Genomic DNA, 25222 nt, shown 5'->3' on the forward strand with positions numbered 1-25222 from the left:
GAGCCGGATTACCTTGTCGCGTGTGACTGATCGTCGAGAGCGCGCGATGTCCTTCGGTTCGATCGCCGAGGACTACGACGGGCTGCGACCGCACCCGCCGCAGCAGGCGGTGGACTGGTTGTTGCCATCCCGCTGTGAGGTGGCCGTCGACGTGGGTGCGGGCACCGGGTTGTTCACCCGCACGCTCGTCGGCCGCGCGGCGCACGTCGTGGCCGTCGAGCCCGATGCGCGGATGCGCGCGGTGCTGGCCGAGCGGTCTCCCGGGGTTCGCGCCGTGGAGGGCACCGGCGAGGCGATTCCCCTTCCCGACGATTCCGCGGACGCGGTGTTCGTCTCGTCGGCGTGGCACTGGATGGACCCCGAACGGGCGGTGCCCGAGATCGGCCGGGTATTGCGCGACGGCGGGCGGTTCGGGCTGATCTGGACCAGTCGAGATCGCGACGTCGACTGGGTTCGCGACCTCGAGGTGCTGCCCAAGGACGACACGTCCGAACTGGATGCGCCCGACCGCTTCCGGCGGCGCCACGAGAACGTTGTCCTGCCCGATCCGCAGATTTTCCACAACGTCGCGCGGGAGACGTTCGGGTTCGTGCGGACCATGAGGATCGACGATGTCGTCGCGATGCTCGGCACCTACAGCCGGGTGATCATCGCTTCTCCGGATGACCGCGCGCAGCGGCTCGCCAGCGCCCGAGCCGTCCTGGCCGAGCGATTCCCCGGCGCGGAAGCCATCGACATCCCGATGCAGTCCCGGTGCTGGCGCGCCGACCGGATCGCCCGCGGTCGGTAGGGGCCGCGCCGGTGTCTGTTTTCTTCCGAATGTCATAGACAGCACGGGGTTAACCGCGTAACTTCTGCCGCAACCAGCCCGGCGAGGAGAAGACGCATGACAGTGCAATCCGTACTGGACGAGGTTCGGGAACGCCCCGGTACCGGTGACGTGATCCCGATCTTCGATCCCTCCACCGAGGAGCAGATCGGCTCGTTCACCGACTGCGGCACCGAAGCCGTCGACGAGGCGGTTGCGCGCGCGAAAGCCAGCGCGGAGTCCGGGATCTGGTCCGGCAAGCCCGATTACGAGCGGGCCAAGATCCTGTGGCGCGTCGCGGACCTGATCGACGAGAACGCCGAGTTGCTCGCCGAGCTCGAAATGCTCAACGCCGGAATGTATCCCGCTCAGGCGGAGATGCAGGTGAAGATCGGCGCCGAGTGGTTCCGCTACTACGCCGGCTGGTGTACCAAGATCGACGGCATCGCGCGGGATGTCAACACCGGTGGCCTGACCGGCGTCGACTCGCACATGCACACCTACACGGTGCGCGAGCCCTACGGCGTGGTCGGGCTGATCTTCCCGTGGAACGGGCCGGTGTTCAACTTCTGCGCCAAGCTCGCGCCGGCGCTCGCCGCGGGCTGCAACAGCGTGGTCAAACCCGCTGAGGAGACGCCACTTTCAGCGCACGTCCTCATGCGCCTGCTGGCCGAGGCCGGGGTGCCCGACGGGGTGGCCAACCTGGTCAACGGTTACGGGCACACCGTCGGCGCGGCCATCACCGCGCACCCCGACGTGGAAAAGGTCGCCTTCACCGGCTCGACGGAGGTCGGCCGCGCGATCGTGCACGCCTCGGCGGACAGCAACCTCAACAAGGTCACCCTGGAGCTCGGCGGCAAGTCGCCGGTGCTGATCTTCGACGACGCGAAGCTGAAGAAGGCGATCCCGATGTCGGCGTTCGGCACCTTCGTCCACTCGGGGCAGGCCTGCGTGTGCGGATCGCGCATTCTGGTGCAGCGCGGCGTCTACGACCAGGTGGTCGAGGGCATGGCGATGGTCGCCAACGCCATGAAGATGGGCGGCCCGAAAGAAGAGGGCACCATGAGCGGCCCGCTGATAAGCCAGAAGCAGCTCAAACGCGTGCTGGGTTACCTAGAGCAGGGCCGCTCCGATGGCGCGGAGATCGTCACCGGTGGACACCGGCTCGACCGCAAGGGCTACTTCGTGCACCCGACGGTCGTCACCAACGTCGATCCCGACACCAGCCGGCTGTTTCAGGAGGAGATCTTCGGGCCGGTCGTCACGATCCTGCCCTTCGACGACGAGGACGAGGCCGTCGCGTTGGCCAACAACAGCACCTACGGGCTGGCCGCCACGGTGTGGACCAAGGACCTCGGTCGCTCGCACCGGCTGGCCAAGCGGCTCAAGGCCGGGACCGTCGGGCTCAATTGCGCTTTCCCGTACGACCACTCGATGCCGTTCGGCGGCTACAAGCAGTCCGGCTGGGGCCACGAGTCCGGCAAGGCCGGCATCGAGACCTACCTACAGACGAAGATCGTCTGGGCCCAGATGTAGCGGCGTCAGGCCTGGGGGCCCTCCGAGGGTGGCCAGACCGTTCCGGGCGACGCTTCGCCGGGGCTTTCGAAATCGCCGCGGGCCAGCGGCACCCACCGCTCGCTGGGCGCGGGCTGCTCCGACGACGGAAAGTCGCGCAGAGCGCCCGTCGGCTTGGCATCCCATTTTTCGAACGTCAACGGTGTCTGCAGCCAGCAGTGCAGGAGGTTGTAGGCGGCTTCCAGCGAATCGATGTGCGTGCGCTCCCAGCCATGACTGCCGTCGAGGCCGAAGCCGACGAGCGCCGCGCGGGTGTTGGCCCCGGCCTCGATAGCCGCCGCGGCGTCGGAGCGGTAGTAGCGAAAAATGTCGCGGGCGAACGGAATTCCATGCTCCTGCGCGAGCCGGCAGAGTTTCCGCGTCAGGTGGTAGTCGAATGGGCCGTGCATGTCGGCCATCGGGATCGTCACGCCGTCCTCGAGTGAATGCTGGCCGGGCGCGCAGACCGCGTTGTCCACCGAGACCAACTCGGCGACATCCGCGGGCAGGCCGTGACTGGCTCCGTGGCCGACCTCCTCGGTGATGGTGACCATGATGGTGGTGCGGTGCGGCAGCACCACCTTGTTCTCGGAGAAGTTCTTGGCCAGGGCGAGCGCGATCGCGACGCCCGCCTTCCCGTCCAGATGACGGGAGACGACGAAACCGTCGGCGGTGAGCTCGGGGCTGGTGATTAACGCCACGAAATCACCGACCTGCAGGCCGAGCCGAACCAGGTCCTCCCGCGTCGAGACCCTGCGGTCGATGCGGACCTCGACGTGCTCCCAGTTGGTGGGTTGGGTGTCGATCTCGTCGCCGAATGCGTGCCCGCTGGCTTTCAGCGGCATGACCGTGCCGGTGATGAACGCGTCGGGGTCGTCGATGAAGATGCGCACACGGGCGCCGGCGGCGAACCGCGCCGAAAAGGTACCGACGGGAACGATTTCGAGGCGGCCGTTGTCCTTGAGGTTGCGGACCATGCAGCCGATGGTGTCGGAGTGCACCACCAGGGCCCGGTCGATGGTCGGGGACTCACCGGGCAGTTCGGCGGTCAGCGCGCCGCGCCGGGTCAGCGTGAACGGCACCCCGAAATGGTCGAAGATGTCGCCGATCACCTGCATCACTGCATCCGTGCGTCCCGCCGGGCTCGGGGTCTGCAGCAGCGCGAGCAGTGTGTCGATCATCCAGGTGCGGTCGGCCTCGGCCATGCCCGCGGTCTGGCCCACGTTATCTCCTCTCGAGCGGTCGCCGAACGCGTTCAACCTACCGTGTGGGCGGCACCCGACGCCCGTTGCGGGCCGCCGCCGCGCACCCGCCCCCGCGCGCCCGACATGTCCACCGGTCCTAGGAGGCGGATTCCATCTTCGAGATCAGATCCGCGAGGGTCAGGATTCGCTGGGCGTCGCGGACGTGCAGGCTCTCGATCATGCGGCCGTCGACCGTGATCACGCTGGTCCCGGCCGCCTGCGCCTGCTCGTAAGCCGAGACGATCTTGCGGGCGTCCTCCAGCTCGTTATGTGACGGACCGAACAGCTCATTGGCGGGGGCGATCTGCGACGGATGGATCAGGGTCTTGCCGTCGAATCCCATCTCGCGGCCCTGCTCGGCCTCGGCCCGGAATGCGCCCTCGTCGGTGATGTCGTTGAAGACGCCGTCCAAGATCACCTTTCCCGCCGCCCTCGCTCCCAACAACGCCAGGCCGAGGGCGGGCACGGCGGGTGCGCGCCCGGGGACGTGCAGGCCGTGCAACTCGTTGACCAGGTCGTTGGTGCCCACCACCAAGCCGGCCAGGCGATCGCTGGCCGACGCGACCTCCTCGGCCCGCAGGAAGGCCCGGGGCGTTTCGATCATCACCCATAACTGCAACGACTTCGGCGCCCCCGAGGCGTCGAGCGCCTCGGCCAGAGCTTGAACCTGTTGACCCGTCTCGACTTTCGGCACCAGCACGCCGTCGGCCGTCGATCCGGCCACGGCGGCCAGGTCGTCCCGGTGCCATTCGGTGTCCAAGCCGTTGATCCGCACCACGACCTCGCGGGGCCGGTAGCTCCCCGACGAGATCGCGTCGCACACCGTCGCCCTCGAATCGGCTTTCGCGTCGGGTCCCACCGCATCCTCGAGGTCGAATATCAGCACGTCCGCCGGCAGCGACTTACCCTTCTCCAGCGCGCGGGGCTTGTTGCCGGGCAGGTACAGGGCTGATCGGCGCGGGCGCAGGGTCGGTGCCATGGAGTGATTCGCTTTCGGAGTCGTCGTGCAGGGGGGACGAGAGCCAGATTGCCCGCGCGGCGGGTGCGTGGTGCGCGCGGCATAGCCAGAAAGTACCCTTCGGTACCGGTGGTGTAGTCGCCGGTGGTGAGCGGCCCCGAGGGCGAATTGGCCGACGCGGCGGGTGGATCCCGGAAGGGGAAATGCAATGTCATCATCTGGCTCGGCGCGTACCGAGGGCGACAGCTGGGACCTGGCCTCTAGCGTCGGGGCGACCGCGACGATGGTCGCGGCCTCCCGAGCGCTGGCATCGCGCGAGCCGGATCCACTACTCGATGACCGGTTCGCCGAACCGTTGGTGCGGGCGGTCGGGCATCCCTTCTTCATCCGGATGCTGGACGGTCAGATCCCGCTCGACACCGACGACATGCCGATGACGCTGCAGCAGCGGCGCGAGCAGATGACGGTACGGACCAGGTTTTTCGACGATTTCTTCGGCGCCGCCACCGCCGCCGGAATCCGGCAGGCCGTCATCTTGGCCGCCGGACTCGACGCGCGGGCCTATCGGTTGTCGTGGCCGTCGGGCATGGTGGTTTTCGAGGTCGACCAGCCTGAGGTGATCGCCTTCAAGACAGCCACGCTCGCCCAGATCGGCGCGGAACCGACTGCCGAGCGCCGGACCGTCGCCATCGATCTCCGCGATGATTGGCCAACGGCACTGCGCGACAGTGGGTTTGACACCGACTCGCCCACCGCCTGGATCGCCGAAGGCCTGCTACCCTATCTACCGCCCGATGCCCAGGACCGGCTGTTGGACAACATCACCGCGCTCAGCGCGCCGGGCAGCCGGCTGGCCACCGAGAACATCACCGACATGAGCGTCTTCACCGACGAACGGGCCCGGGCGATGCGCAGCACCTGGCGCCAGCACGGACTGGACATCGATGTCGCCGAGCTGATTTGGCTCGGGGAGCGCCGCCCCGCCGCCGAGCACCTGGGTGCCACCGGCTGGAATGTGACTTGCCACCCCACCGAGCAGGTCTATGCCGATTACGGATTCGTGCTGCCGGACAACGCAATCCTCAAGCAATTTCGTCACGCGATCAGTTACCTCAGCGCCGAATTGGGCTGAGCTTCGGGAAGTTTTGCAGACTTCCGCTAAGCCCTGGCCTCGCGCCACTCCCGCTCGAACGGCAGCCGCCACGCATTCGGCGCGATCAACTGGTGAATCGCGTTGGGGCCCCACGTGCCCGGCTGATACAACTTGGCAGGCGGCGGATCGGTGAGCAGGTCTTCCGAACGCTCCCATAAGGATTCGATGCCTTCGGCGGTGTTGAACAGCGTGTGATCGCCGCGCATCGCATCCAGGATCAGTCGTTCGTAGGCCTCCAGCACATCGACGACGGTCTCGATCTCCTGCGACGAGAACTGCATCGACAGCTTGTCCAGCTTCATGCCGGGGCCGGGCCGCTTGCCATAGAAGGACAGCGACACCTTCGAGTTGTCGGCCAGGTCGAAGGTGAGGTGATCGGGACCCTGGGTGCCCACCCCGGATCCGGGCGGGAACATCGTTCGGGGGGCCTCTTTGAACGCGATCGAGATGACGCGGATGCCCTCGGCCATCTTCTTGCCGGTGCGCAGGTAGATGGGCACCCCGGCCCACCGCCAGTTGTCGATGCCCACCTTGAGCGCGATGAACGTCTCGGTGTCGGAATCCTTTGCCACGCCGTCCTCGTCGCGATATCCGTTGTATTGACCGCGCACCACGTTCGACGGCTTGACCGGCAGCATCGACCGGAACACCTTGTTCTTTTCCTCGCTGATGGCAAACGGTTCGAGCGCCGTCGGCGGCTCCATCACCACGAACGCCATCACCTGGAACAGGTGGGTGACCACCATGTCCTTGTAGGCGCCGGTATCTTCGTAGAAGTTCGCCCGCTGATCCAGGCCCTTTTCTTCGGGGATGTCGATCTGGATGTGGTCGATGAAGTTGCGGTTCCAGATGGGCTCGAAGAGGCCGTTGGCGAAGCGGAACGCCAGGATGTTCTGTGCGGCCTCCTTGCCCAAGAAGTGGTCGATGCGGAAAATCTGGGATTCCTCGAAGGTTTCGTGCACGAAGTCGTTCAGCGCCACCGCGCTGGCCAGGTCGGTGCCGAACGGTTTCTCCATCACCACTCGTGAGCGTTCGACCAGCTTGGCGTCGCGCAGCATGGAGATGACGGCGCGCGCCGCCTTGGGCGGCACCGACAGGTAATGCAGTCGCCGGACGTTGGGCCCCAGGTTCTCCTCGGCCTGCGCCACCGCCTCGGCCAGCGCCTCGGGTCCGGCGCCCTGGGGGACGTAGGTGACGATGTTGGCGAAGTTCGACCACTGTTCGGGCGTGAGTTTGTGCGTGCCGAAGGAATCGATCGCCTTCCTGGCGAGATCGCGGAATTCGTCTTGACTCAGGTCTTCCAGCGACGTGGCGACGATCTGGATATCGGGCGCCAGTTCGGACTGGTCCAGGTACGCCAGGCCGGGGAGCAGCTTTCGTTTCGCCAGGTCGCCCGTCGCCCCGAAAAGGACGATGACGTGCGGGTCGAGCGGGTCGGCGTGGTGGCGACGCTGGCGTGCGTCAGGAGCCGGGTAGGCGATGGTCTGGGGTTTCTCGGTAGCCACTCTTGCGATACTTCCACCGCCACGGCGCTGTGTCTCGTTTCGTTTTACGGCCGCCGGATCTGGTTAGCGAACGCGCGATCGGGTATTGAATAGCGGCGGGTTCCCGGCGCCGGGGCCCGTCCCCCACCAACGCCCATGGAAAGCGACATGACCAAACCCGACAAAGACCCGCTGAGCCGCGCTCAGGAGCTGGAAAACATCGTCGATCAGCTCGAGGAAAAGGTTACTGAGGAGAGCGAAGCCGAAGGCGTTCCCGGCAACCGCAGCGACCGGGAACAAGCGGCTGTCCGCGGCACGACCAGCGAGCCGCCGGACTAGCGGGTCGCCGGCCTGGCTCAGTGAGCAGCGTCATTCGCTCGGTATATCGATGGCGTGCGCCTTCAGCGTCGCCAGTAGCTCGGCCGACGGCCATTCGTCGGCCCGGTAGCGGACCGGATTGATTCCCGCGACGGGAAGGATGCCCACCACATCGACCACCGTCGGGAACGGCACGGTGAACTTGTCGGACACATTCGACGGCTCGCCCACCACGAACGTCACGTAATCGGTCTGCGGCAGCTCCCACGGGATCCCCTGGCCCCACACCGCATTGGTGCGCCGGCCCCAGGCCGTCTCGATCATCTGCGCGTCGCCGACGTATTGAGGGAACAGCTCGCGCTCATAGTGCTCCCGCAGGAATTCGGCCTGGTGCTTGTATTCCGCTGCGGCCAAAAGGGTTCGGGCCCTCAGCGCCAACCCGCGCAACGGGTGCGGGCCGGCCTGATCGAACGGCGCGATGATGCTGCCCACGATGGTGTAGCCCTGCGGCGAGATGGGCTGATCGGCGTCGTGGTACATCTGCTCGGCGACCTCGAAGAGGTCCGCGGCGTTGTCGGGCGCGTCGGTGCCCAGCAGTAGCACGCCATCGCCCGGGAAAAACACCAGTGGGCGGGGGCCGCCCGCCACCGCCAGCGAACCCAGCCAGCCGGTGGCCAGGATCATCGAATCGATGTAAGTGCCGCCGTCCGCGTCTTTCAACAGGTACTTCTCGCCCGGCTGGAAGGCCTGCTGACGCGTGGAAAGGTTCTCCCTGGCCACCGCGAACGCCTGATCGCCGGTGATGCCCCAAGCGCCCGTTTCCGCCGGCGACACGACGGCCCGCACGGTGGGGAGGTCGACAACCACCATCTCGTTGATGAAGGGGAACACCGGGCGGACCCAGGGCTGGGCCCCGCTGTTCACCAAGCCGTTGACGTAGCTTTGCGGCCGCAGCACCGGCCGGAGCAAGGGTTGGGCCTCGGCCCAATTCATGGGCGGAGTCGGCGGTTGCTCGGTTGCCATGTCCACGGTCGGCGCTTCCTGCTCTTGAACAGCGAACACGCACGTTACACCCTGCCCCGGCCAGCACAAGTCACCCTTTTGGCCGTCTCACGTCGCGGTCGCCGGCCCGAACCAGGTGGCGAGGGCGTCGCGTAGCGCCGGGTCGGTGCCGGCACCCGCCCAGGCGACGTGCCCGTCCGGCCGGATCAACACCGCGGGCGGCACGCTCACGGCGCCGAGCACCGGAAGCGCGCACCGCTCAACATGTTTCGCGTCCACCGTCGGAACCCGGTCCGCCCAGGGCGCGATGTCGATGCCGCCGGTCTCGCCGAAATTGAGCAGCACCGGGCGGGCGTCTCGCAGCAGGTCGAACACGCGCAGCGAACCGCCGGGGGTGAGCAGGTTCAGGTCGGGCATGCGGCGTCCCACCAGCGGGTGTCCCTCGCCCAGGTCGTAATGGATGTCCAGGCCGGACATCATCGCGGCGAAGCAGGTGCGGGGTTCGTCCATGGCGAGAAGGTCGGACACGGTGTCGCGCAGTGCCTGGGCGCGCTCGTCGGGGTGAAGCAGCGCCATCTGCGCCAATGCGTTGCGCAGCACCCGCCGGGCAACCGGGTGCCGTTCGGCGTGGTAGCTGTCCAAGAGGCTGTCGGGCGATGTCTTGTTGACCACCTGGCCCAGCTTCCAGCCCAGATTCACCGCATCCTGCACGCCGGTGTTTAGGCCCTGCCCGCCCACCGGGTGGTGGATATGTGCGGCGTCGCCGGCGAGCAGGACGCGCCCGCGGCGGTAGGCGGCGGCCTGCCGCGCCGCGTCGGTGAACCGGGAAAGCCAAGTGGGACTGTGGATTCCGTAGTCAGTCCCGTATACGGCGACGAGCGCCTGGCTCAGGTCGCGCAGCGTGGGTTCGGTGGCCGGTCCAAGCTGCGCCTCGGTGACCATCACCCGAACCGGTCCGCCCTCCTCGGCGGTGGACAGGGCATGGACGCCGAGCGCGTCGTGGCGGATGCCCCACTGCGGGGATTGCCCGGTGCCCCAATCCATTTCGACCTCGGCGAGCAGATAGCTGGTCGTCGCGTCCCATCCGGGGAATTCGATGCCGGCCGCCTTGCGGATCACGCTGCGTCCTCCGTCGCACCCGACGAGGTACTCCCCCCGCATCATGCGGCCGTCGGACAGGCCGACGTCGACGCCGCTGCCATCTTGGGCAAACGTTGTCATCTGCGCGCCCCGGTAGATCGGCACGCCGAGCTCGCCGACCCAGTCGGCGAGGATGCCTTCGATCTCGTTCTGCCACAGCGCGAGTCCGTAGGGGTGCCGGGTGGGAAAGTCACTGATGTCCAGCCGGATCTGGGAGAACCCGGCGACCTGCGCCACCTGGCCCCGGGACAGGAACCGATCGGCGATGCCACGCTGATCGAGAACTTCGATGGTGCGGGAATGCAGGCCGCCGGCCCGAGCTCCGATCAGGTCCTGGCTGGCGCGCCGCTCCACAATGGCGGCGTCGACCCCCGCCAAAGCCAACTCACCGGCCAGCATCAGCCCGGTCGGGCCGCCCCCGCCGATCAGCACCGCGTGCTCGACGCCGCGGTTCTCCGATACCCCCGAAACATTCACTTCGCCACCCCGATTCGCCTGAATTCCGGTCGAAGACAGCGATTTTGCACCATCACCCGGGTCTTGCGGCAAGCCCCGGTATGCGCTATAGGTTGAAAGTGGCGGGGAAAGCAATCACCAGCGGTCGCGTACCGCGTCGATCGCGCGGTAGATGCGCTGCTCGCTGACCGGGCGAGGCGTGCCGAGTTGCTGGGCCCACAGGCTGACCCTGAGTTCCTCGATCTGCCGGGCGATATCGCGAACCTCGACGGCCTCCCTCGCCGGCCGCGGCAGCTCCTGCACCAGCTCGTCGAAGGCCTGCTGCACGGCGTGCACTCGCTGCATGCGCTCCCGATCGGCCTGGGCGGCGCGAGGCAGCCCGTCGAGGCGGCGGCGAATCCCGAGCAGGTAGCGGGTGAGATCCGCGAGCCGCGCGGCCCCGGTGGCGGTGACGAAACCGGCCGGCAACAGCCGATCCAGCTGCGCACGGATGTCGGCGATCGCGTCGGTGTGCGCGGGCGGCGGGTTCGCGGGCAGCAGGAGTTGCACCTCCTGAGCGGCGGCCAGCACCCTCTCGACACGGCCCACGATGTCGACGGTGGTGGGCAGCAGCGACTTTGCCGCCCGCTGTTGCAGCGCGACGAACTCCGCGCGCGTCCACACCGGCGCCGACACGAGCGCGTCGGCCGCGGCGTCGGCGCAGTCGTCCAGCAGCGCGGGCAGATCGCCATCCGGATTGGTGCCGAGAGCGAGTCGGGTCCGTGGATCGAGTTGACGGGCAATGGCTTTGACCGGTGAAGCGACGCTGAGCCGCACCAACCGCCGGATACCGGGCCCCATCGCCTGATCCTGCTCGGCCGACGTGGCGAACACGCGAAGGTCGACAGCGCCGCCCGCGTCGACGAAGGCGGGAAAGCCTCGCACGGTGCGTCCATCGATCGTGCGTTCGACGACGCGCGCCAATTCCTCGAGGTCCTCGGGCCAGCCGCGCAATCCGGTCCGCTCCAGCTCCCCGGCGACCGCATGCGCGACGGCCTGCCGGGCCGGCGCCGTGAGCCGCTCCTGCAGCGCCCGCAGATCCTTGCCGCGGGCCACCTCGGCGCCGTCGCCGGACTCGACCGCGAACGTCACCCGCAGGTGCGGGGGCAGCTTGTCCAGGTCGAAGGCCTCGATAGGCACCAAAACCCCGGTGCGACGGCGTAACTCGCGTTGCAGCGCCGGCAGCAGCGGCTCGGCGGCCGGATCGATTAACGCCAGCACCGCACGGGCCGTGTCGGGGGCGGGAACGAAATTGCGGCGCAAGTCTTTCGGCAGTGAGCGGATGAGCGCGGTCACCAGTTCCTCGCGCAGCGCCGGCACCTGCCAGGCGAACTCGTCGCCGCCCAAGCGCGCCAGCACGTCCATCGGCACGTGCACGGTGACGCCGTCGTCGGCGGCGCCGGGCTCGAACCGGTAGGTCAACGGCAACGCGACACCGCCGGTGCGCCAAGTGCTCGGCCGGTCCGCGTCGGCGGTCTCGTCGGTGCGCAGCAGGTCGGTGCGGGTGAACGTCAGCAGGTCCGGTGTCTTGTGGCGCTGCTTCTTCCACCACGCGTCGAAGTGTCGGGCGGAGACGACGTCCGCGGGGATCCGGGCGTCGTAGAGCGCGTACACGTCGTCGTCGCCGACCAGCAGGTCGCGGCGGCGGGCCCGCTCCTCCAGCTCCTCGAGCTCGGCCCGCAGCCGCGCGTTGCCCGCGAAGAAGTGATGGCGGGTGTGCCACTGGCCCTCGACCAGCGCGTGGCGGATGAACAACTCGCGCGCCACCACCGGCTCGATGCGCGCGTATCCGACGCGGCGGCGCGCGGCCAGCGGCAGCCCGTACAACGTCACCCGTTCGTAAGCCATCACCTCGACGCGTTTGGCGTCCCAATGCGGTTCGCTGTAGGTGCGCTGCACCAGATCGCCGGCGACGCGCTCCACGACCTCGGGCTGGATGCGCGCGGCGGTGCGCCCGTACAGGCGGCTGGTCTCGACCAGCTCCGCCACGACGACCCAGCGCGGCGGCCGTTTGGTGAGCGCCGAGCCGGGCGCCAGCACGAAGTGCGAGTTGCGCGCGCCCAGGTATTCGCGGGTGTCCTCGCGGCGCATGCCCACATGTGACAACAGCCCCGCCAGCAGCGCCGCGTGCACCCGCGCCGGGTCGGCCGGATCCTCGGACGCGGCGTCTTCGACGATGCCCAGGTCGCGGGCGATGCTGCGCAGCTGCCCAACCAGGTCCTGCCATTCCCGGATGCGCAGATAATGCAGGAACTCCGAGCGGCACATCCGGCGAAACGCATTGCCGGATAATGACTTCCGCTGCTCGCGCAGATAGCGCCACAGGTTGAGATAGGACATGAAGTCGGAGTGCTCGTCGGCGAAACGGGCGTGCTTTGCGCGGGCCGCCTCCTCGCGGTCGCTCGGGCGTTCGCGCGGGTCCGGGATCGTCAGCGCCGCGGCCAGCACCAGCATCTCGCGCACGCACCCCTCGGTCCGTGCCTGCAGGATCATCCGGCCCAGCCTCGGATCGACGGGCAATCGCGCGAGGCGGCGGCCGAGATCGGTGATGGTGCCGTGCTGGTCGAACGCGCCGAGTTCGGCCAGCAGTTGCACGCCGTCGCGGACGGTGCGCCGGTCCGGCGGATCGAGGAAGGGAAACTCCTCGATGTCACCGAGCTGGAGGGCGGCCATCTGCAGCAGCACGGCGGCGAGGTTCGTCCGCAGTATCTCGGGTTCGGTGTACCGCGGCCGCGCCGCGAAGTCCTGCTCGGAGTAGAGCCGGATGCACACGCCGGGCGCGACCCGGCCGCAGCGGCCGGCCCGCTGCGCGGCCGACGCCTGCGAGATGGGCTCGATCGGCAGCCGCTGCACCTTCAATCGCCGGCTGTAGCGCGAAATCCGGGCATTGCCCGGGTCGATGACGTAGCGGATCCCCGGCACGGTCAACGACGTCTCGGCGACGTTGGTCGCCAGCACGACGCGGCGCCCGCTATGCGGCGCGAACACCTTCTGCTGCTCGGCGGTGGGCAGCCGCGCGTACAGCGGGAGCACCTCGGTGTGTCGGAGCCCACTCAAAGCCTCTGCGGTGTCACGGATTTCGCGCTCGCCGGAGAGAAAGACCAGGATGTCGCCCGGCGGCTCGGCCTCGAGTTCACCGATCGCGTCGACGATCGCCTCGACCTCGTCGCGGGTCTCGGTGCGCACGATCTCGTGGTCCGGGTCGTCCGGATCGTCGTCGGAGGCCGAAGCCACGGCAACCTCCAGCGGCCGGTAGCGCACCTCGACCGGGTATGTGCGGCCGGACACCTCGATGATCGGCGCGTCCCCGAAGTGCGCCGCGAAGCGCTGCGGCTCGATCGTCGCCGAGGTGATGATCACCTTCAGATCGGGTCGCCGAGGCAGCAACTCACGCAAATAGCCGAGCAGGAAGTCGATATTGAGGCTGCGCTCGTGGGCCTCGTCGAGGATCAGGGTGTCGTAGCGCAGCAGGCGGCGGTCGCGCTGGATCTCGGCGAGCAGAATGCCGTCGGTCATCAGCTTGATCAGGGTGCGATCGCTGACCTGGTCGGTGAAGCGCACGGTATAGCCGACGGTCTCGCCGAGCGGGCTGCCCAGCTCATCGGCGATGCGCTGGGCGACGGTGCGGGCGGCCAGCCGGCGGGGCTGGGTGTGGCCGATGGTTCCGCGAATGCCGCGGCCGGCCTCGAGACAGATCTTGGGCAGCTGGGTGGTCTTCCCCGACCCGGTCTCCCCCGCGATCACCACCACCTGATGTGTCCGGATGGCTGCGGCGATGTCCTGCCGCCGCTCGCTGACCGGCAGGTCGGGGTAGGCGACCGTGGGGACGGCGGCTTGCCGGGCGGCGACGACCGTGTGCGCCGCGGCGACCTGTTCGGCGAGCTGCCGCAGTTTCTCGGGCGAAGCGCCACGGAGGTTCTTCAACCGCCGGCCGAGGCGGGCGGCGTCGCGCAAGGGCAGACCGTCGAGTTGTTTGCGCAACTGCGCTACAGACGGTTCGGCCACCCCGCACAGAATAGGCACTCGCGCGGCCGCATCCGCACCGCGTCGGCTGACGTGCTGGGTTGATCGGCGCCAAATCCGGGTATCACGTGGCGAGTGCATCGAATTGGATGCCGGCTGGCGGGGGAAGTGATCGGCGATGGTCGGTTGGCTGGACGAGCTACAGCGGCGTAATCGACTCGTCGGTGTGCTCGTAGCTGTCGTCTACAAATACAACGACGATCAGGGCGGCTACCTCGCCGCCCTGATCACCTATTACGGGCTGGTGTCGCTCTTTCCCCTGCTGCTGCTGTTGACCACCGGCCTGGGGGTGGTGCTGGCCGGCCGGCCCGATCTGCAGGCACAGGTGCTGCACAGCACCTTGAGCCAGTTCCCAGTGCTCGGCGACCAGCTCCATCACCCCCAGGGGCTCAGCGGTGGAGCGGTGGGCGTGGCCGTGGGCCTGCTCGGCGCGCTCTACGGCGGTCTGGGCGTGGGACAGGCGCTGCAGAACGCGATGGACACGGTGTGGGCGGTGCCGAAGCACAAGCGCCCCAACCCGATTCGGTCCCGCCTGCGCAGCCTGCTGTTGTTGTTGGTACTGGGTTCGGCCGCGATCACGGCCACCCTGCTGGCCGCGGCGGGCCACGCCACCGGAGCGCTCGGCATTTTCAGCAAGATCGGCCTCGCGCTCGCCGCGGTGGCGATCAACGCAATGATCTGCCTGGTGGCCTTCCGCGTGACGACCGCGCGCGCCCTGACATACCGACAGGTGCTGCCCGGAGCGGTTGCCGCGGCGTTCATTTGGCAGATGCTGCAGTGGTTCGGGGCCGGCTATGTGGCGCACACCGTGAAAAAGGCCAGCGCCACCAACAGTGTGTTCGCGCTGGTGTTGGGGGCGTTGGCGTTTCTGTTCCTCGCGTCGGTGGCGCTGGTGATGTGCGCAGAGATCAACGTCGTCCTGGTGGAGCGGCTCTACCCGCGCGCGCTACTGGGCGCGTTCAGCGACGACGCGGATCTGACGTCGGCGGATCGGCGGACCTATACGAAAAAGGTCAAAGCCGAACGGGTCAAAGCATTCGAGCGGGTACATGTGCACTTCGACGACATCAAGCGGTTGCCCGCGAAAACGGTTGGGCGCCTTGGGGTATTCCACGACTCTCACCGCCCGCGCACGCCATGAGAAGGGGCTTGTTCCCGGCTTGTGGCGAGGTTGTGGGCCCCGCGCAATAGTCTGCAGTCATGAGTCTGGTCACCTATGAGCTGCAAGACCACGTTGCCACCATCACCCTGAACCGCCCTGAGGCGCGCAACGCCATCAACGGCGCGCTGCGCCAGGATCTCAACGCCGCCTGGGATCGCTTCCGCGACGACCTGGACGCGTGGGTCGGGATCCTGACGGCCAACGGCAGCGTCTTCTGCGCCGGCGGCGACCTCAAGGACGGCGAAGGCTCGGTCGGCACCTTCGGCGGCACCTTCTGGGAGAAACCGACCATCAACTCGTTCGAATCCGGCATGGAATTGTTCAAGCCGACCATCGCCGCCGTGCACGGCCCGTGCATCGGCTACGGCGTGACCGGCGTGCTGTTCTGCGATTTCGTCATCGCCAGCACCGAGGCGACGTTCTGCTTCCCGGAGGTGTCCATCGGCGTGCCCACCATCGTCGGAGCCATTCGGCTCCCGCACCGGGTGGGTTGGGCCAACGCGATGGAGCTGCTGCTGACTGGCAAACCCATGAGCGCCGAGCGGGCCAAGGAAATCGGCCTGGTCTGGAAGCTGGTCGAGCCCGACGAGCTGCAGGCCGAAGCCCGGGCCTGGGCGCGCACCCTCACCGAGGCCGCACCGCTGGCCCAGCGGGCGACCAAAGAAGTGGCGTGGCGCACCGCCGACATGGGCTGGATCGAATCCGTGCGCTTCGGCGAGACCATGCGCAAGGTGGCCGGTGCGACCGAGGACGTCGCCGAGGGGCTGCGCGCCTGGGCCGAGAAGCGCAAACCGCAGTGGCGCGGCCGGTGACCGCCCCGATGAGGCAGCGGCTCGAGTCCTCGATCCGGGCGCTCGCCGAGCAACGTGGCCCGTGGAGCAGCATCTGCCCGTCGGACGCCGCCCGCGCGGTCGGCGGCGACGATTGGCGCGAGCTGATGGACGATGCCCGGGCAGCCGCCCGGCGGCTCGCGAGGTCGGGCGACGTGGAGATCACGCAGCGCGGCAAGGTCGTCGACCCCGACGCCGACTGGTCCGGGCCGATTCGCATCCGAACCACCGGGCGATAGGCATTACGTTGCGCTGCAACGTCATTCGCCTGCTCGAGCGGCGGCTTCTCGCCCCGGCGTCAACCGCCGGGACGGCCACGACCGACGATATGACAGGATCTCGGCATGAGTGCACGCAGATTTGCTCGCTGGGTTGGTATCTCGGTTGCGACGACGTGGGCGCTGCTGAGTGCACCCATCGGAACCCCCACCGCCGTCGCCGATGGCTGCTCGGACGTATCGGTGGTTTTCGCCCGGGGCACCCACCAGGAGCCCGGCCTGGGCAACATCGGACAGGCGTTCGTCGACTCGCTCACGTCGCAGCTCGGCGGTAAGTCCGTCGACGTCTACGCGGTCAACTATCCCGCCAACGACGACTACCACAACAGCGCAAACGCCGGGGCCAACGACGCCAGCGCACACGTCCAGGACGTCGTCGCCAGCTGCCCGAACTCGAAGATCGTGCTCGGCGGCTACTCGCAGGGCTCGACGGTGATCGACCTGGCCACCAACGCGATGCCGCCCTCGGTGGCCGACCATGTCGCGGCCGTCGCCCTGTTCGGCGAGCCCACCAGTCAGTTCTCCAGCATGCTGTGGGGCGGCCAGCCGCTACCCACGATCAACCCGGCGTATGGCGCCAAGGTCACCAGCATTTGCGCGCCCGACGACCCGATCTGCTCCGGCGGCGGCAACATCATGGCGCATGTTTCCTACATCGACGCCGGGATGACCGCTCAGGCCGCGACGTTTGCGGCCAACAAGATCAACCAGGGCGCCCCGAGCGTCTGACACCCGTCAGTCGTTAGCCCGCTCCTCCTTGCGTTGCCGCTTCTCGGCGGCCGCCAGCTGCGCCACCCGATCCGCCTCGGCGCGCTGCTCGGCGGCCTCGCCGAGCTTGTCCTCGGCTTGCGCGACTTTGGCCGCGGAAGCCTTCGCCGCGGCCTTCTCGGCGGCTTGAGTCCTGTCCTGAACCTGGCGCTTGGCCGAGTCGACCGTCTGCTTGCGCTGGGAGGCGGTCTCGTCGGCGCGCCGCTTGGCCGCGGCGCTCTGCTGCTGCGCCGACTGCGCCGCTTCGCGTTTGCGCTGCTCGGCGCCGATTCGGACCTCTTTGATTTTCTGCTGGGTGGCCTTCTGCGTTTCCTCGCGCACCTGGACTGCCTCGTCGCGGGTGCTCCTGAGCTTGGCGTCGGCCTGTGCCTTCCGGACCGCGGACTGCGCGTCCAGTTGAGCCGCGCGGCCCAGCGTGTCGCTGCGTTCGACCAGGGCGGCTCCCCGCTCGGCGAGCGCCGCGTCGCCGAGCACACTTCCGACGGTGCTGTCGAGCATGCCCAGCGAACGCTCGTACAGCAGTCGCGCCGGCGCCTCGGTGGCGATGCGGTTGACGACCTGGTCCTCGATCAGCTGCAACGGGAATCGGGCGAGTTGGTAGTGAAACCGCAGGACTGCCAGCGGGACTTCGGAAATTTTCATCAACTTCTCCTGGGGTGAGGCCCGCCGTCAGGGCAGGTCGGCTTCGTCGGTCACGTTCTGGGCCTGGCGCCGCAGCCGGTCGGCCTCCGACCCCTCGTTGCGGGCGACCTGAACCGAGCTCTGGTGCTCGGCGACGGCGTCGACGACGTCCTCGGACGCCTCGCGGATCTCCGCGCGCTCTTCGGCCTTCGCCAGCTGGATGTCGCGCTGCGCGTCTACCTCGGCCTGGGTCTTCTCGGCGGTCGCCTGCTGATGCGCCGCCCGGTCGGCGGCACGCTTCTGGGCGGCCTCCTGGGCCTCGATCGAATCCTCGGCGGCCACGGCCTGCGCGTTCGCCGTCAGGCGCTGTCGGGCGCCTTCGACCTTGACTTCGGCCGCGTCCTCCCGGGCCTGTTTGGCCTGGGCTTCGGCTATGGCCTCGGTCGCATTCGCTTCTTTGCGTTCATGCGCCTGGGTCTGCTCGAGTTGCCCCTCGGCGGTCAGCGATTCGTTGCCCGTGACTGCGCCGACGACCTCTTTGGCTTTGCCCTTGACCGAGTCGATCAGGCCCCTTCGCGCTTCGTCGGCCTTGTTCTGCTCACTCATCATTCTCCTTGCGGCGTTGGCCAAAAACGTTCGTTCGTGTCCGGTGTGTGATTCCACGAACTGGGCCGATCAAACCCGGACTTGTGTTGTGTCACCCGGCGCCCAACGCGCGAATCGCGCTAACCGCTCGCAATTAACCGACAGCACAACATGTCTCGTGGTCAAAGCTCCGCGTGGTGCGCGAACAGGTCATCTGGCGATACTCTGGCCGGCATGGCCATCGAGTCCACTATGCTCGCCCTCGGTACCGTCGCCCCGGACTTCGCGCTGCCCGAGCCGGCTACCGGCCGCACGCTCAGTCGCGACGATCTGACGGGCCCAGCCCTGGTCGTCACCTTCATCTGCAATCACTGCCCGTACGTGAAGCACGTCGCCGACGGCCTCGCCGCGCTCGGTCGTGACCTCGCCGAGCAAGGCGTTGCGATGGTGGGCATTTCGAGCAATGACGTGGCCACCTATCCGCAGGACGGGCCCGATCAGATGGTCGCGGAGGCACGCAGCCATGGCTGGACGTTCCCGTACCTCTACGACGAAACCCAAGACGTTGCCCGCGCTTACTCGGCCGCCTGCACGCCCGACACCTTCGTGTTCGACGGCGAACGCCGGCTGGTCTACCGCGGCCAGCTCGACGACTCCCGGCCCAAAAACGGCCGGCCGGTCACCGCCGCGGACGTCCGCGCCGCGGCCGGCGCGGTGCTGGCCGGGCAACCGGTGAATCCCGAACAGCGCCCGTCCATCGGGTGCGGCATCAAATGGCGTTGAGGCACGGTTAACAACATCGATTTCGGGTAGCTGGGCTCCCACGACCGCGAGAGCGAGGCGTTATGCGAGGAGCTGTGATCTACGGCGCCGGCGATGTCCGATTCGAAGACCTGCCGGATCCCGAGATCGTCGCCCCCACCGACGCGATCATCCGCACCACCGCGACCTGCGTGTGCGGCTCGGATCTGTGGGACTACCGCGGCATCAACCCCGTTCCCGAGCCCAAGCCGTTCGGTCACGAGTACTGCGGTGTCGTCGAAGCCGTCGGCAGCGACGTCACCTCGGTCAAGCCCGGCCAATTCGTGATCGGATCCTTCTACGCCTCCGACGGCACCTGTCCGAATTGTCGCAACGGAGTTCAGAGTTCGTGCGTAAACCGCGTGCTGATGGGCGGCTGCCAAGCGGAGTCCGTGCGCATCCCCTGGGCCGACGGCAGTCTCGTGGCACTGCCCGACCAACCCGACGAGGAATCGATCCCGGACTTACTGACCCTGTCGGACGTGATGGGCACCGGGTGGTTCGCCGCCGAAGCGGCCAACGTCGTTCCCGGCATGACGGTGGCCGTGGTGGGTGACGGCGCGGTGGGGTTGTGCGCGGTGCTGGCCGCCCGCGAAAAGGGCGCCGAGCAGATCATCGCGATGAGCCGCCACGAGCCCCGCCAGCAGCTGGCCCGTGAATTCGGCGCCACCGACATCGTCACCGAACGCGGCCACGACGGGGTCGCGGTCATCAAGGAGATGACCGAGGGCGTCGGCGCCGACGCCGTGCTGGAATGCGTCGGCACCGGCCAAGCCATGCAACAAGCCATCCAGTCGGCTCGTCCCGGCGCGTTCGTCGGGTTCGTGGGCGTGCCCCACGATGTCGCGATCACCGGCGAGCAACTCTTCAGCTCCCAGGTCGGGCTGCGCGGCGGACCCGCCCCGGTCCGGCACTTCCTGCCCTCCCTCATCGAGTCGGTGCTCGACGGAAAAATCAACCCCGGCAAGGTGTTTGACCTGCGCCTGCCCCTCGAGCAGGTCGCCGACGCCTATCGGGCCATGGATGAGCGCCGCGCCATCAAGGCCTTCCTGCAGCCCTAGGTGAGGTCGGTCACTGCGCCGGCCGACCGGACGCCCGCCGCGTCTTTTCGGCTAACGTCGACCGTATGTCCAAAGTCTCCGGCAACGACCTGATCGACGACGTCACCCCTGGCGACATCATCGCCGTGGACCGCGGCGCGGGTGAACAGCCCTACAAAGTCGTCTTCAAGGATCCCAGCGACGCGGGGTACCTCATCACATTCGAGACCGACGGCGGTGAGACCTTTCAGCTCGATCTGGCGGCCGGCACCCGGGTGAAACGGTCCCTCGAGGCGAAATGGGAATCCGCGCAGAGCCCGACCCCCAACTCGGAGAGCTGAAGCCCGCCGTCGGCACGGGCCCGTCCCGGAACGCGTTGGCGGACAGTCCTTTCGATGACCGACGCGCACGCATCGGGGATGGCCTGGCGCTGAGCCACGGATGACGCCGGCAACTCCTGACGTACCGGGCGTTTGGGCGCCCTCTGGGCGGGTACCGCCATGCCCCGACGGAGGGAGCGCGCGGTGAGACCTGGTCAAGGGCCGGAAGAACACTTGCATCTGGGCGGTGACATGGGCGCAAGCTTGCGGCCCCGCCCACAACGGCGCGGCCGGTGTCAACCATGACCGCGCAACCTCCAGACCCTGACCCGACGCAAATACCGGGGCTGGAGCCAGGAGGAGGTGCCGCACCGGGCACCACTCCCCCGGCCGCGCCCCAAACCTCCGGGGTGTCCGAGCCGCAACCGCCGAACACCCGGCGATTCACGCCCAGCTCCGTGCTCACCGTGGTCGCCGTCTCCATCTTCGTCATCGCGTTCATCGCGGTGGCGGTGCTGATGGTGATGAAGATCGTTGCGGCGACCGGTTAGCATGCCGAAACCATCCACGACACTTCCTGATTACGTCGGCTTCCTAGCGGGCATAGCCAGATGCATGATCGACGATGCCGCGCGGGCGCCACAGGAGAATCCGGAAAAGGACCGGTCGCAGTGGGTGACCGGCGACGAACCCATGACCGGGCCGCAGCGCAGCTACCTGAACACGCTGGCGCAAGAAGCGGGCGAAGAGATCCCGGACAACCTCACCAAGGCCCAGGCCTCCAGCCTGATCGACGAGCTCCAACAGCGAACCGGGCGCGGCGGCGGGTCATGACCATCGGGGCCGAGGACGTGCGACGGCTACTCGCCAGCCCGGACGCGGACGCGACGCTGGTGGTGATCGAGGGGCGCGCCGCGGTCGTCGCGCCGGCTGATCTGGACTCGACCGAGTACCGAGGGGCCCTACAGGTTGCGACGCGCCAGGAATTGGTGCAGCGAGTCGGACACGAGGAGCTATCGGACCGCGAGGTAGCCGAGCAGGCCGAGGAACTCGACACGGCGCTGCGCAACTTGGGCGGCTGACGCGTTGCTGCGGAGCCGCTATGGCCCGATGGTGACTGGGTCACCGACGCGGACAACGCCCTGGGACACCACCGCGAGGTAGGCCCCCGCGCATGGTTGCGCGCCGTGACCGCCTGTGTTCAAACGGTTTTCGGCCGCGGGGATGCGAAGCGCCTGCGGAGCTCGCGGCAACGGCCCGTGTTCGAGGGTGGGGACGACGCAGCGCGACGTGGCCGTCAGGACGCGCAGCCGCGCCTCCCCGACCGCGATTTCGCTGCCCACCCAGTCGTTTTCGGCGTACGGCGGATAGTCGGGCGGCGTCGCGATCACCAGATTCGGGCGGTAGCGCAGCGCTTCCACGCCGATGTGTTCGAGGGTGGCCGTCGTGATCGCATGCAACGGGGCTTCGTCGGTGAACGACTCGCCCGGCGTGGCCGCGGCGATCCGCAGGATGCGGCCGTCGACCTCGGCGTCGAGGCCGAGTTCCAGCAATTGCTCCGGATCGGGGCGCACCAGTGTCGCGCCGTCGGGGCGTTGGGTCACCAGCCGGATCCGCCGGCCGGTCAGCCGCGAGATCAGCTCGTCGACGCCCGGATCGTCGGCGGCCACGTCGGTCCCGTCGGGCAGGCTGATGCGCACGCCCTGGGAGTCGGCGTGTGCGGTGCACGTCAACAGATCACGCCACAGCCGCGGATTCTTGGCGCTGGCCACGTGCCCGGTCTCATCATCGAGCAGCGCCAGCCGCCGGTCACCCTCGGCGCCGCGCTCGTCGACCAGCAGGCGATCGAGGGCCTCGCCGAGCATCGACTTCACCGGATAGCGAAGCAACGCCTGCACCCGCATCCCTGCGGCATCGGAGGCCTGGGTGGTCGAGTTGTCCATCACGCGCCTTCACTGAAGTTCCACTGCTCACTGTGCCCGAAATGGCCTGGCACCACCAGGGATCAGCCGGGCGCCGCGGTCACCACGATCGACTGATCACTGGTCTGCCAGGCCGTCATGAACGTGCCGAAGCTGACCTGTTCGTCGGCGTGGTCGATGCCGGGGTCGTTGAGGTGCACGATCTCTTTGGCGGTGTCGATGCCCGTGACGACCAGGAAATGGTCACCCTTGGTGCGCTGGTCGTCGGCGTTCAAGATGACCGAGGAGTTGACGAAGGCGATGATCTTGCGGTCCTTGGCCAGGTATTGCTCGAGGAGCGGCAGTCCGTTCTGATCCCGGTCGGAGGTGGAGGTCATCTCGGACTTGATCCCGAAGTGGTCGAGCAGGATCACCAGGTCGGACATCGAGATGCCGGCGTCCGGGCCGGAGTGGCTCGGGTCGTTGCGCGGTGCGTAGATAGGTCCGGGATTGGCGCCCGACGGCGTCGACTCCGCCAGGTCCAGCATCTGCCGTTCGGTGGGTGCGTGGCCGGTGACCTCGCCCACCACGTCGGCGATCGAGACGAGTCCGCAGTTGTCCTCCAGCGATTGCGCCACCCAGTACTTCGCCGCGGCGGCGGGGTTGCCGTACATGCCGGGGGCGGTGGTTGCCGGTCCGGTTCCTGGCGCGGACGATGAATTAGTCTGTGCCGCAACGACTGTGGTCAACGAGGTGGTGGCGGCCGTGGTCGCCGGCGGGGCGCCGCCGCACCCCGAGACGAGCGCCGCGGTCAAACCGATGCATGCGCCGATCACCGCGGCGCGGGCCGCGGGGGCGCTCGGAAATGTGAGCATGAGCGAGACAGGTCCCGTCGACGGTCGAATGGCCAGCAAACGGTAGCACCCGCAGCGCACCACTAGTGCCGAATAACCCGTCAACCTTTGTGCTCGCCCGGGTTGACCGACGAACGCACAGCGCCGGGCCCCGGATCAGCTTGGCAGCAGGCGCTTTTTCTGCTCTTCGAATTCCTGCTGAGTCAAAATTCCCGCGTCGCGCAGCGAAGCCAGTTCGCGCAGCTCGGCGGCGATGCTCGTGATCGGGCCGCCCGCGGCAACCTGCGGCGGTGTCGTCGACTCGGTCTTCGGCTCCTTCGGCGCCTCGCGCGTCGCCTTCTCGATCTCGCCGGCTCGGGCCCGCTCGCGGCCCAGCGCCCCGCCGGTACCGGCCATCGCGCGCCCGGCCATGCTGGCCACGGCCATCTCGCCGAACAAACTCCCGGTGCCGGCGGGCGCGGCCGCGGCGGCGGCTTCCGCGGCGGCACCGGCGCTGGTGGCCGGAAGGACCAAGGCGGCCGGACGAATCGCCGGGGCGGCCGCAGCCCAGCCCGGAGGCACCGACAAACCGCCGACCGTGTTGGCCTGACCCAGCCCCGCCGACGCCAACGTTCCGAATCCGCCGGCCGGGTTCGTGATGACCGGGAATGGCGAGGGCGGCACGGCGCCCGTTCCGGGCCAGGACTGCACCCCGGCCCAGCCGCTGATGATGTCGTCGGTGTGGAAACCGGTCAGTGCGCCGGCGATGTCGAAGGGCAGGGCGATCGTGGCCGCGGGTGCGTCGACGCCGAGGCCGGCGACGGCGGCCGGCGCGTCAAGGAAAACCGTGATGAGATCGGCCTCGAGATTCAGCAGGTCCGTCGCCGAGGTCGGCGTCAATGCGGCCGGGCTGACCGCGGCGCTGTTCAGCAAGTTGGGGACCGCGGAGAACGATTGCTGGGTCACCGCATTGCGTGCGGTCCCCGCGGCGGTGCCGGTGGCCTGGGCCACCGCTTCGGACTGGCCGGCGCCGGAATTGCTGGTCGGGTCGGGTTGGGCGAACGGTGTCAACCGCGTCGCCGAGGCCGTCGTACCCGCGTAGCCGAACATGGCCGCAGTGTCTCGCGCCCACATCTCGCCGTACTCCGCCTCGGTCGCGGCGATCGCGGCCGTGTTCTGGCCCAGGATGTTGGTCGCGACGAGCGCCGCCAGCTGGGTGCGGTTGGCCGTGACCACCGGGGGCGGCACCGTCTCGGCGAACGCCGTCTCGTACGCGAAGGCCGCCACCCTGGCCTGGTTGGCGGTTTCTTCGGCCTGGGCACCCGTGGTCCTCATCCACTCCAGATAGGGGGTGATCGCTGCGACCATGGACGCCGACGACGGGCCGACCCATGGGCCGGAGGTCAGGGCCGTGATCTCGGCTTGATAGGAGTTCGCGGTCGTTTGGAGTGCGGCGGCCAATTCATCCCAGGCCATCGCGGCGGCCAGCATCGGCCCCGACCCCGGACCTGCGTACATGCGCGCGGAGTTAACCTCCGGCGGCAGTACTGCGAAGTCCATGTCGTTCTCCTCCGATCGCTTACGTCAGCCGCGAGGGCATCGACGGACGCGATGCGCGTCGTATGGGGATAGCCAACCCAGCAGCAAACAAATCGCATTCCCTCCCGTGCTGCCAGTGCCGCGAACGAAGACAACCGTCCCCAGTGCTAGCGGACCGGCCTCACACGTTCGCAGGTGCCCCCACGTCAACGAATACAGCGAAATTGTTGCCGAGGGTTAACGATAGGTTACCTGCACATGACGGCCGAAACTCACAAGGGTTAGGCGCGTATTGCGCAAATCACTCTCAGCCGGCTCTCAACGAGAGCGGACCGGTCCCGCCCAGTGTCCGAAGGACCGGTTGG

25 protein-coding genes are annotated in these 25222 nt (G+C 68.1%); 14 read left to right on the forward strand and 11 right to left on the reverse strand.

Going from position 1 to position 25222, the window contains the following annotated elements; genetic code table 11:
* Positions 1-22: 22 nt before the first annotated feature.
* The gene (locus tag A5732_RS06835; RefSeq protein WP_064954185.1) at positions 23-790 is read left to right on the forward strand and encodes a class I SAM-dependent methyltransferase; all 768 of its coding nucleotides are present in this window, start codon (positions 23-25) and stop codon (positions 788-790) included.
* 96 nt (positions 791-886) lie between these two features.
* On the forward strand, positions 887-2344 hold the full coding sequence (locus A5732_RS06840) for an aldehyde dehydrogenase family protein (RefSeq protein ID WP_076056355.1): 1458 nt from the start codon (positions 887-889) through the stop codon (positions 2342-2344).
* Between the two features lie 5 nt (positions 2345-2349).
* On the opposite strand, the gene A5732_RS06845 is transcribed toward A5732_RS06840, so the two are convergent.
* Together A5732_RS06845 and A5732_RS06850 are read right to left on the reverse strand one after the other, a co-directional pair.
* Positions 2350-3585: an osmoprotectant NAGGN system M42 family peptidase gene (locus tag A5732_RS06845; RefSeq protein ID WP_076056353.1), complete on the reverse strand. Its 1236-nt coding sequence runs from the start codon at positions 3583-3585 to the stop codon at positions 2350-2352.
* Between the two features lie 118 nt (positions 3586-3703).
* On the reverse strand, positions 3704-4585 hold the full coding sequence (locus tag A5732_RS06850; protein WP_076056351.1) for an HpcH/HpaI aldolase/citrate lyase family protein: 882 nt from the start codon (positions 4583-4585) through the stop codon (positions 3704-3706).
* 187 nt (positions 4586-4772) lie between these two features.
* Between A5732_RS06850 and A5732_RS06855 the strand changes: the two genes are divergently transcribed.
* The gene (locus A5732_RS06855) at positions 4773-5696 is read left to right on the forward strand and encodes a class I SAM-dependent methyltransferase (protein WP_076056349.1); all 924 of its coding nucleotides are present in this window, start codon (positions 4773-4775) and stop codon (positions 5694-5696) included.
* A gap of 26 nt (positions 5697-5722) precedes the next feature.
* Here the strand turns inward: A5732_RS06855 and zwf are convergent, their stop codons facing one another.
* Complete coding sequence (gene zwf, locus A5732_RS06860; RefSeq protein WP_076056348.1) at positions 5723-7222, reverse strand: glucose-6-phosphate dehydrogenase; 1500 nt, start codon at positions 7220-7222, stop codon at positions 5723-5725.
* A gap of 135 nt (positions 7223-7357) precedes the next feature.
* On the opposite strand from zwf, the gene A5732_RS06865 reads away from it, so the two are divergent.
* The gene (locus A5732_RS06865) at positions 7358-7540 is read left to right on the forward strand and encodes a hypothetical protein (protein ID WP_040629827.1); all 183 of its coding nucleotides are present in this window, start codon (positions 7358-7360) and stop codon (positions 7538-7540) included.
* Positions 7541-7570: 30 nt separating this feature from the next.
* Here A5732_RS06865 and A5732_RS06870 read toward each other — a convergent pair whose 3' ends face one another.
* The 3 genes from A5732_RS06870 to hrpA form a co-directional block, all read right to left on the reverse strand.
* Positions 7571-8548 carry a hypothetical protein gene (locus A5732_RS06870; RefSeq protein ID WP_076056346.1) on the reverse strand — a complete coding sequence of 326 codons (978 nt, stop codon included), beginning with the start codon at positions 8546-8548 and terminating at the stop codon, positions 7571-7573.
* An 81-nt stretch (positions 8549-8629) separates the two neighbouring features.
* Positions 8630-10138, reverse strand: coding sequence for an FAD-dependent monooxygenase (locus tag A5732_RS06875; protein WP_170880167.1), 1509 nt, complete (start codon positions 10136-10138; stop codon positions 8630-8632).
* Between the two features lie 114 nt (positions 10139-10252).
* Complete coding sequence (hrpA, locus tag A5732_RS06880) at positions 10253-14161, reverse strand: ATP-dependent RNA helicase HrpA (RefSeq protein WP_076101688.1); 3909 nt, start codon at positions 14159-14161, stop codon at positions 10253-10255.
* 136 nt (positions 14162-14297) lie between these two features.
* Between hrpA and A5732_RS06885 the strand changes: the two genes are divergently transcribed.
* The 4 genes from A5732_RS06885 to A5732_RS06900 all read left to right on the forward strand — a co-directional run bounded on the left by A5732_RS06885 (position 14298) and on the right by A5732_RS06900 (position 17178).
* Positions 14298-15320 carry a YihY/virulence factor BrkB family protein gene (locus tag A5732_RS06885; RefSeq protein ID WP_076056342.1) on the forward strand — a complete coding sequence of 341 codons (1023 nt, stop codon included), beginning with the start codon at positions 14298-14300 and terminating at the stop codon, positions 15318-15320.
* A gap of 59 nt (positions 15321-15379) precedes the next feature.
* Positions 15380-16153 (forward strand): enoyl-CoA hydratase/isomerase family protein, encoded by a 774-nt coding sequence (locus tag A5732_RS06890; RefSeq protein ID WP_076101691.1) that lies wholly within the window; start codon positions 15380-15382, stop codon positions 16151-16153.
* Entirely contained in the window at positions 16150-16410 is a 261-nt protein-coding gene (locus A5732_RS06895) for a DUF3253 domain-containing protein (RefSeq protein WP_249266860.1), read from the forward strand. The genes A5732_RS06890 and A5732_RS06895 overlap by 4 nt, the downstream gene beginning before the upstream one ends.
* 105 nt (positions 16411-16515) lie before the next feature.
* Complete coding sequence (locus tag A5732_RS06900; protein WP_065056928.1) at positions 16516-17178, forward strand: cutinase family protein; 663 nt, start codon at positions 16516-16518, stop codon at positions 17176-17178.
* Positions 17179-17184: 6 nt separating this feature from the next.
* Here A5732_RS06900 and A5732_RS06905 read toward each other — a convergent pair whose 3' ends face one another.
* Positions 17185-17859: an IF2 family translation initiation factor gene (locus A5732_RS06905; RefSeq protein WP_076101694.1), complete on the reverse strand. Its 675-nt coding sequence runs from the start codon at positions 17857-17859 to the stop codon at positions 17185-17187.
* 27 nt (positions 17860-17886) lie between these two features.
* A complete protein-coding gene (locus tag A5732_RS06910; protein WP_076101822.1) occupies positions 17887-18444 on the reverse strand; it encodes a CsbD family protein in 558 nt (185 codons plus the stop codon).
* Positions 18445-18657: 213 nt separating this feature from the next.
* On the opposite strand from A5732_RS06910, the gene A5732_RS06915 reads away from it, so the two are divergent.
* The 6 genes from A5732_RS06915 to A5732_RS06940 all read left to right on the forward strand — a co-directional run bounded on the left by A5732_RS06915 (position 18658) and on the right by A5732_RS06940 (position 21666).
* Positions 18658-19206, forward strand: coding sequence for a thioredoxin family protein (locus A5732_RS06915; RefSeq protein WP_076101697.1), 549 nt, complete (start codon positions 18658-18660; stop codon positions 19204-19206).
* 62 nt (positions 19207-19268) lie between these two features.
* Positions 19269-20285 (forward strand): zinc-dependent alcohol dehydrogenase family protein, encoded by a 1017-nt coding sequence (locus A5732_RS06920; RefSeq protein ID WP_076101702.1) that lies wholly within the window; start codon positions 19269-19271, stop codon positions 20283-20285.
* A gap of 65 nt (positions 20286-20350) precedes the next feature.
* On the forward strand, positions 20351-20605 hold the full coding sequence (locus tag A5732_RS06925) for a hypothetical protein (protein ID WP_065056931.1): 255 nt from the start codon (positions 20351-20353) through the stop codon (positions 20603-20605).
* Between the two features lie 281 nt (positions 20606-20886).
* The gene (locus A5732_RS06930; RefSeq protein ID WP_076056333.1) at positions 20887-21135 is read left to right on the forward strand and encodes a DUF6480 family protein; all 249 of its coding nucleotides are present in this window, start codon (positions 20887-20889) and stop codon (positions 21133-21135) included.
* Between the two features lie 64 nt (positions 21136-21199).
* Complete coding sequence (locus A5732_RS06935; protein WP_076056331.1) at positions 21200-21418, forward strand: DUF3072 domain-containing protein; 219 nt, start codon at positions 21200-21202, stop codon at positions 21416-21418.
* The gene (locus A5732_RS06940) at positions 21415-21666 is read left to right on the forward strand and encodes a hypothetical protein (protein WP_076056330.1); all 252 of its coding nucleotides are present in this window, start codon (positions 21415-21417) and stop codon (positions 21664-21666) included. The genes A5732_RS06935 and A5732_RS06940 overlap by 4 nt, the downstream gene beginning before the upstream one ends.
* 18 nt (positions 21667-21684) lie before the next feature.
* Here the strand turns inward: A5732_RS06940 and A5732_RS06945 are convergent, their stop codons facing one another.
* From A5732_RS06945 to A5732_RS06955, 3 genes are all read right to left on the reverse strand, one after another.
* Positions 21685-22527 carry an MOSC domain-containing protein gene (locus A5732_RS06945; RefSeq protein WP_076056328.1) on the reverse strand — a complete coding sequence of 281 codons (843 nt, stop codon included), beginning with the start codon at positions 22525-22527 and terminating at the stop codon, positions 21685-21687.
* Between the two features lie 62 nt (positions 22528-22589).
* Positions 22590-23360, reverse strand: a complete 771-nt coding sequence (locus A5732_RS06950) for a C39 family peptidase (RefSeq protein ID WP_076056326.1) — start codon at positions 23358-23360, stop codon at positions 22590-22592.
* Between the two features lie 135 nt (positions 23361-23495).
* The gene (locus A5732_RS06955) at positions 23496-24878 is read right to left on the reverse strand and encodes a PPE family protein, SVP subgroup (protein ID WP_076056325.1); all 1383 of its coding nucleotides are present in this window, start codon (positions 24876-24878) and stop codon (positions 23496-23498) included.
* Positions 24879-25222 lie beyond the last annotated feature (344 nt).

This window comes from Mycobacterium colombiense, from assembly GCF_001953985.1.
Classification (GTDB): Bacteria; Actinomycetota; Actinomycetes; order Mycobacteriales; family Mycobacteriaceae; genus Mycobacterium; species Mycobacterium colombiense_B.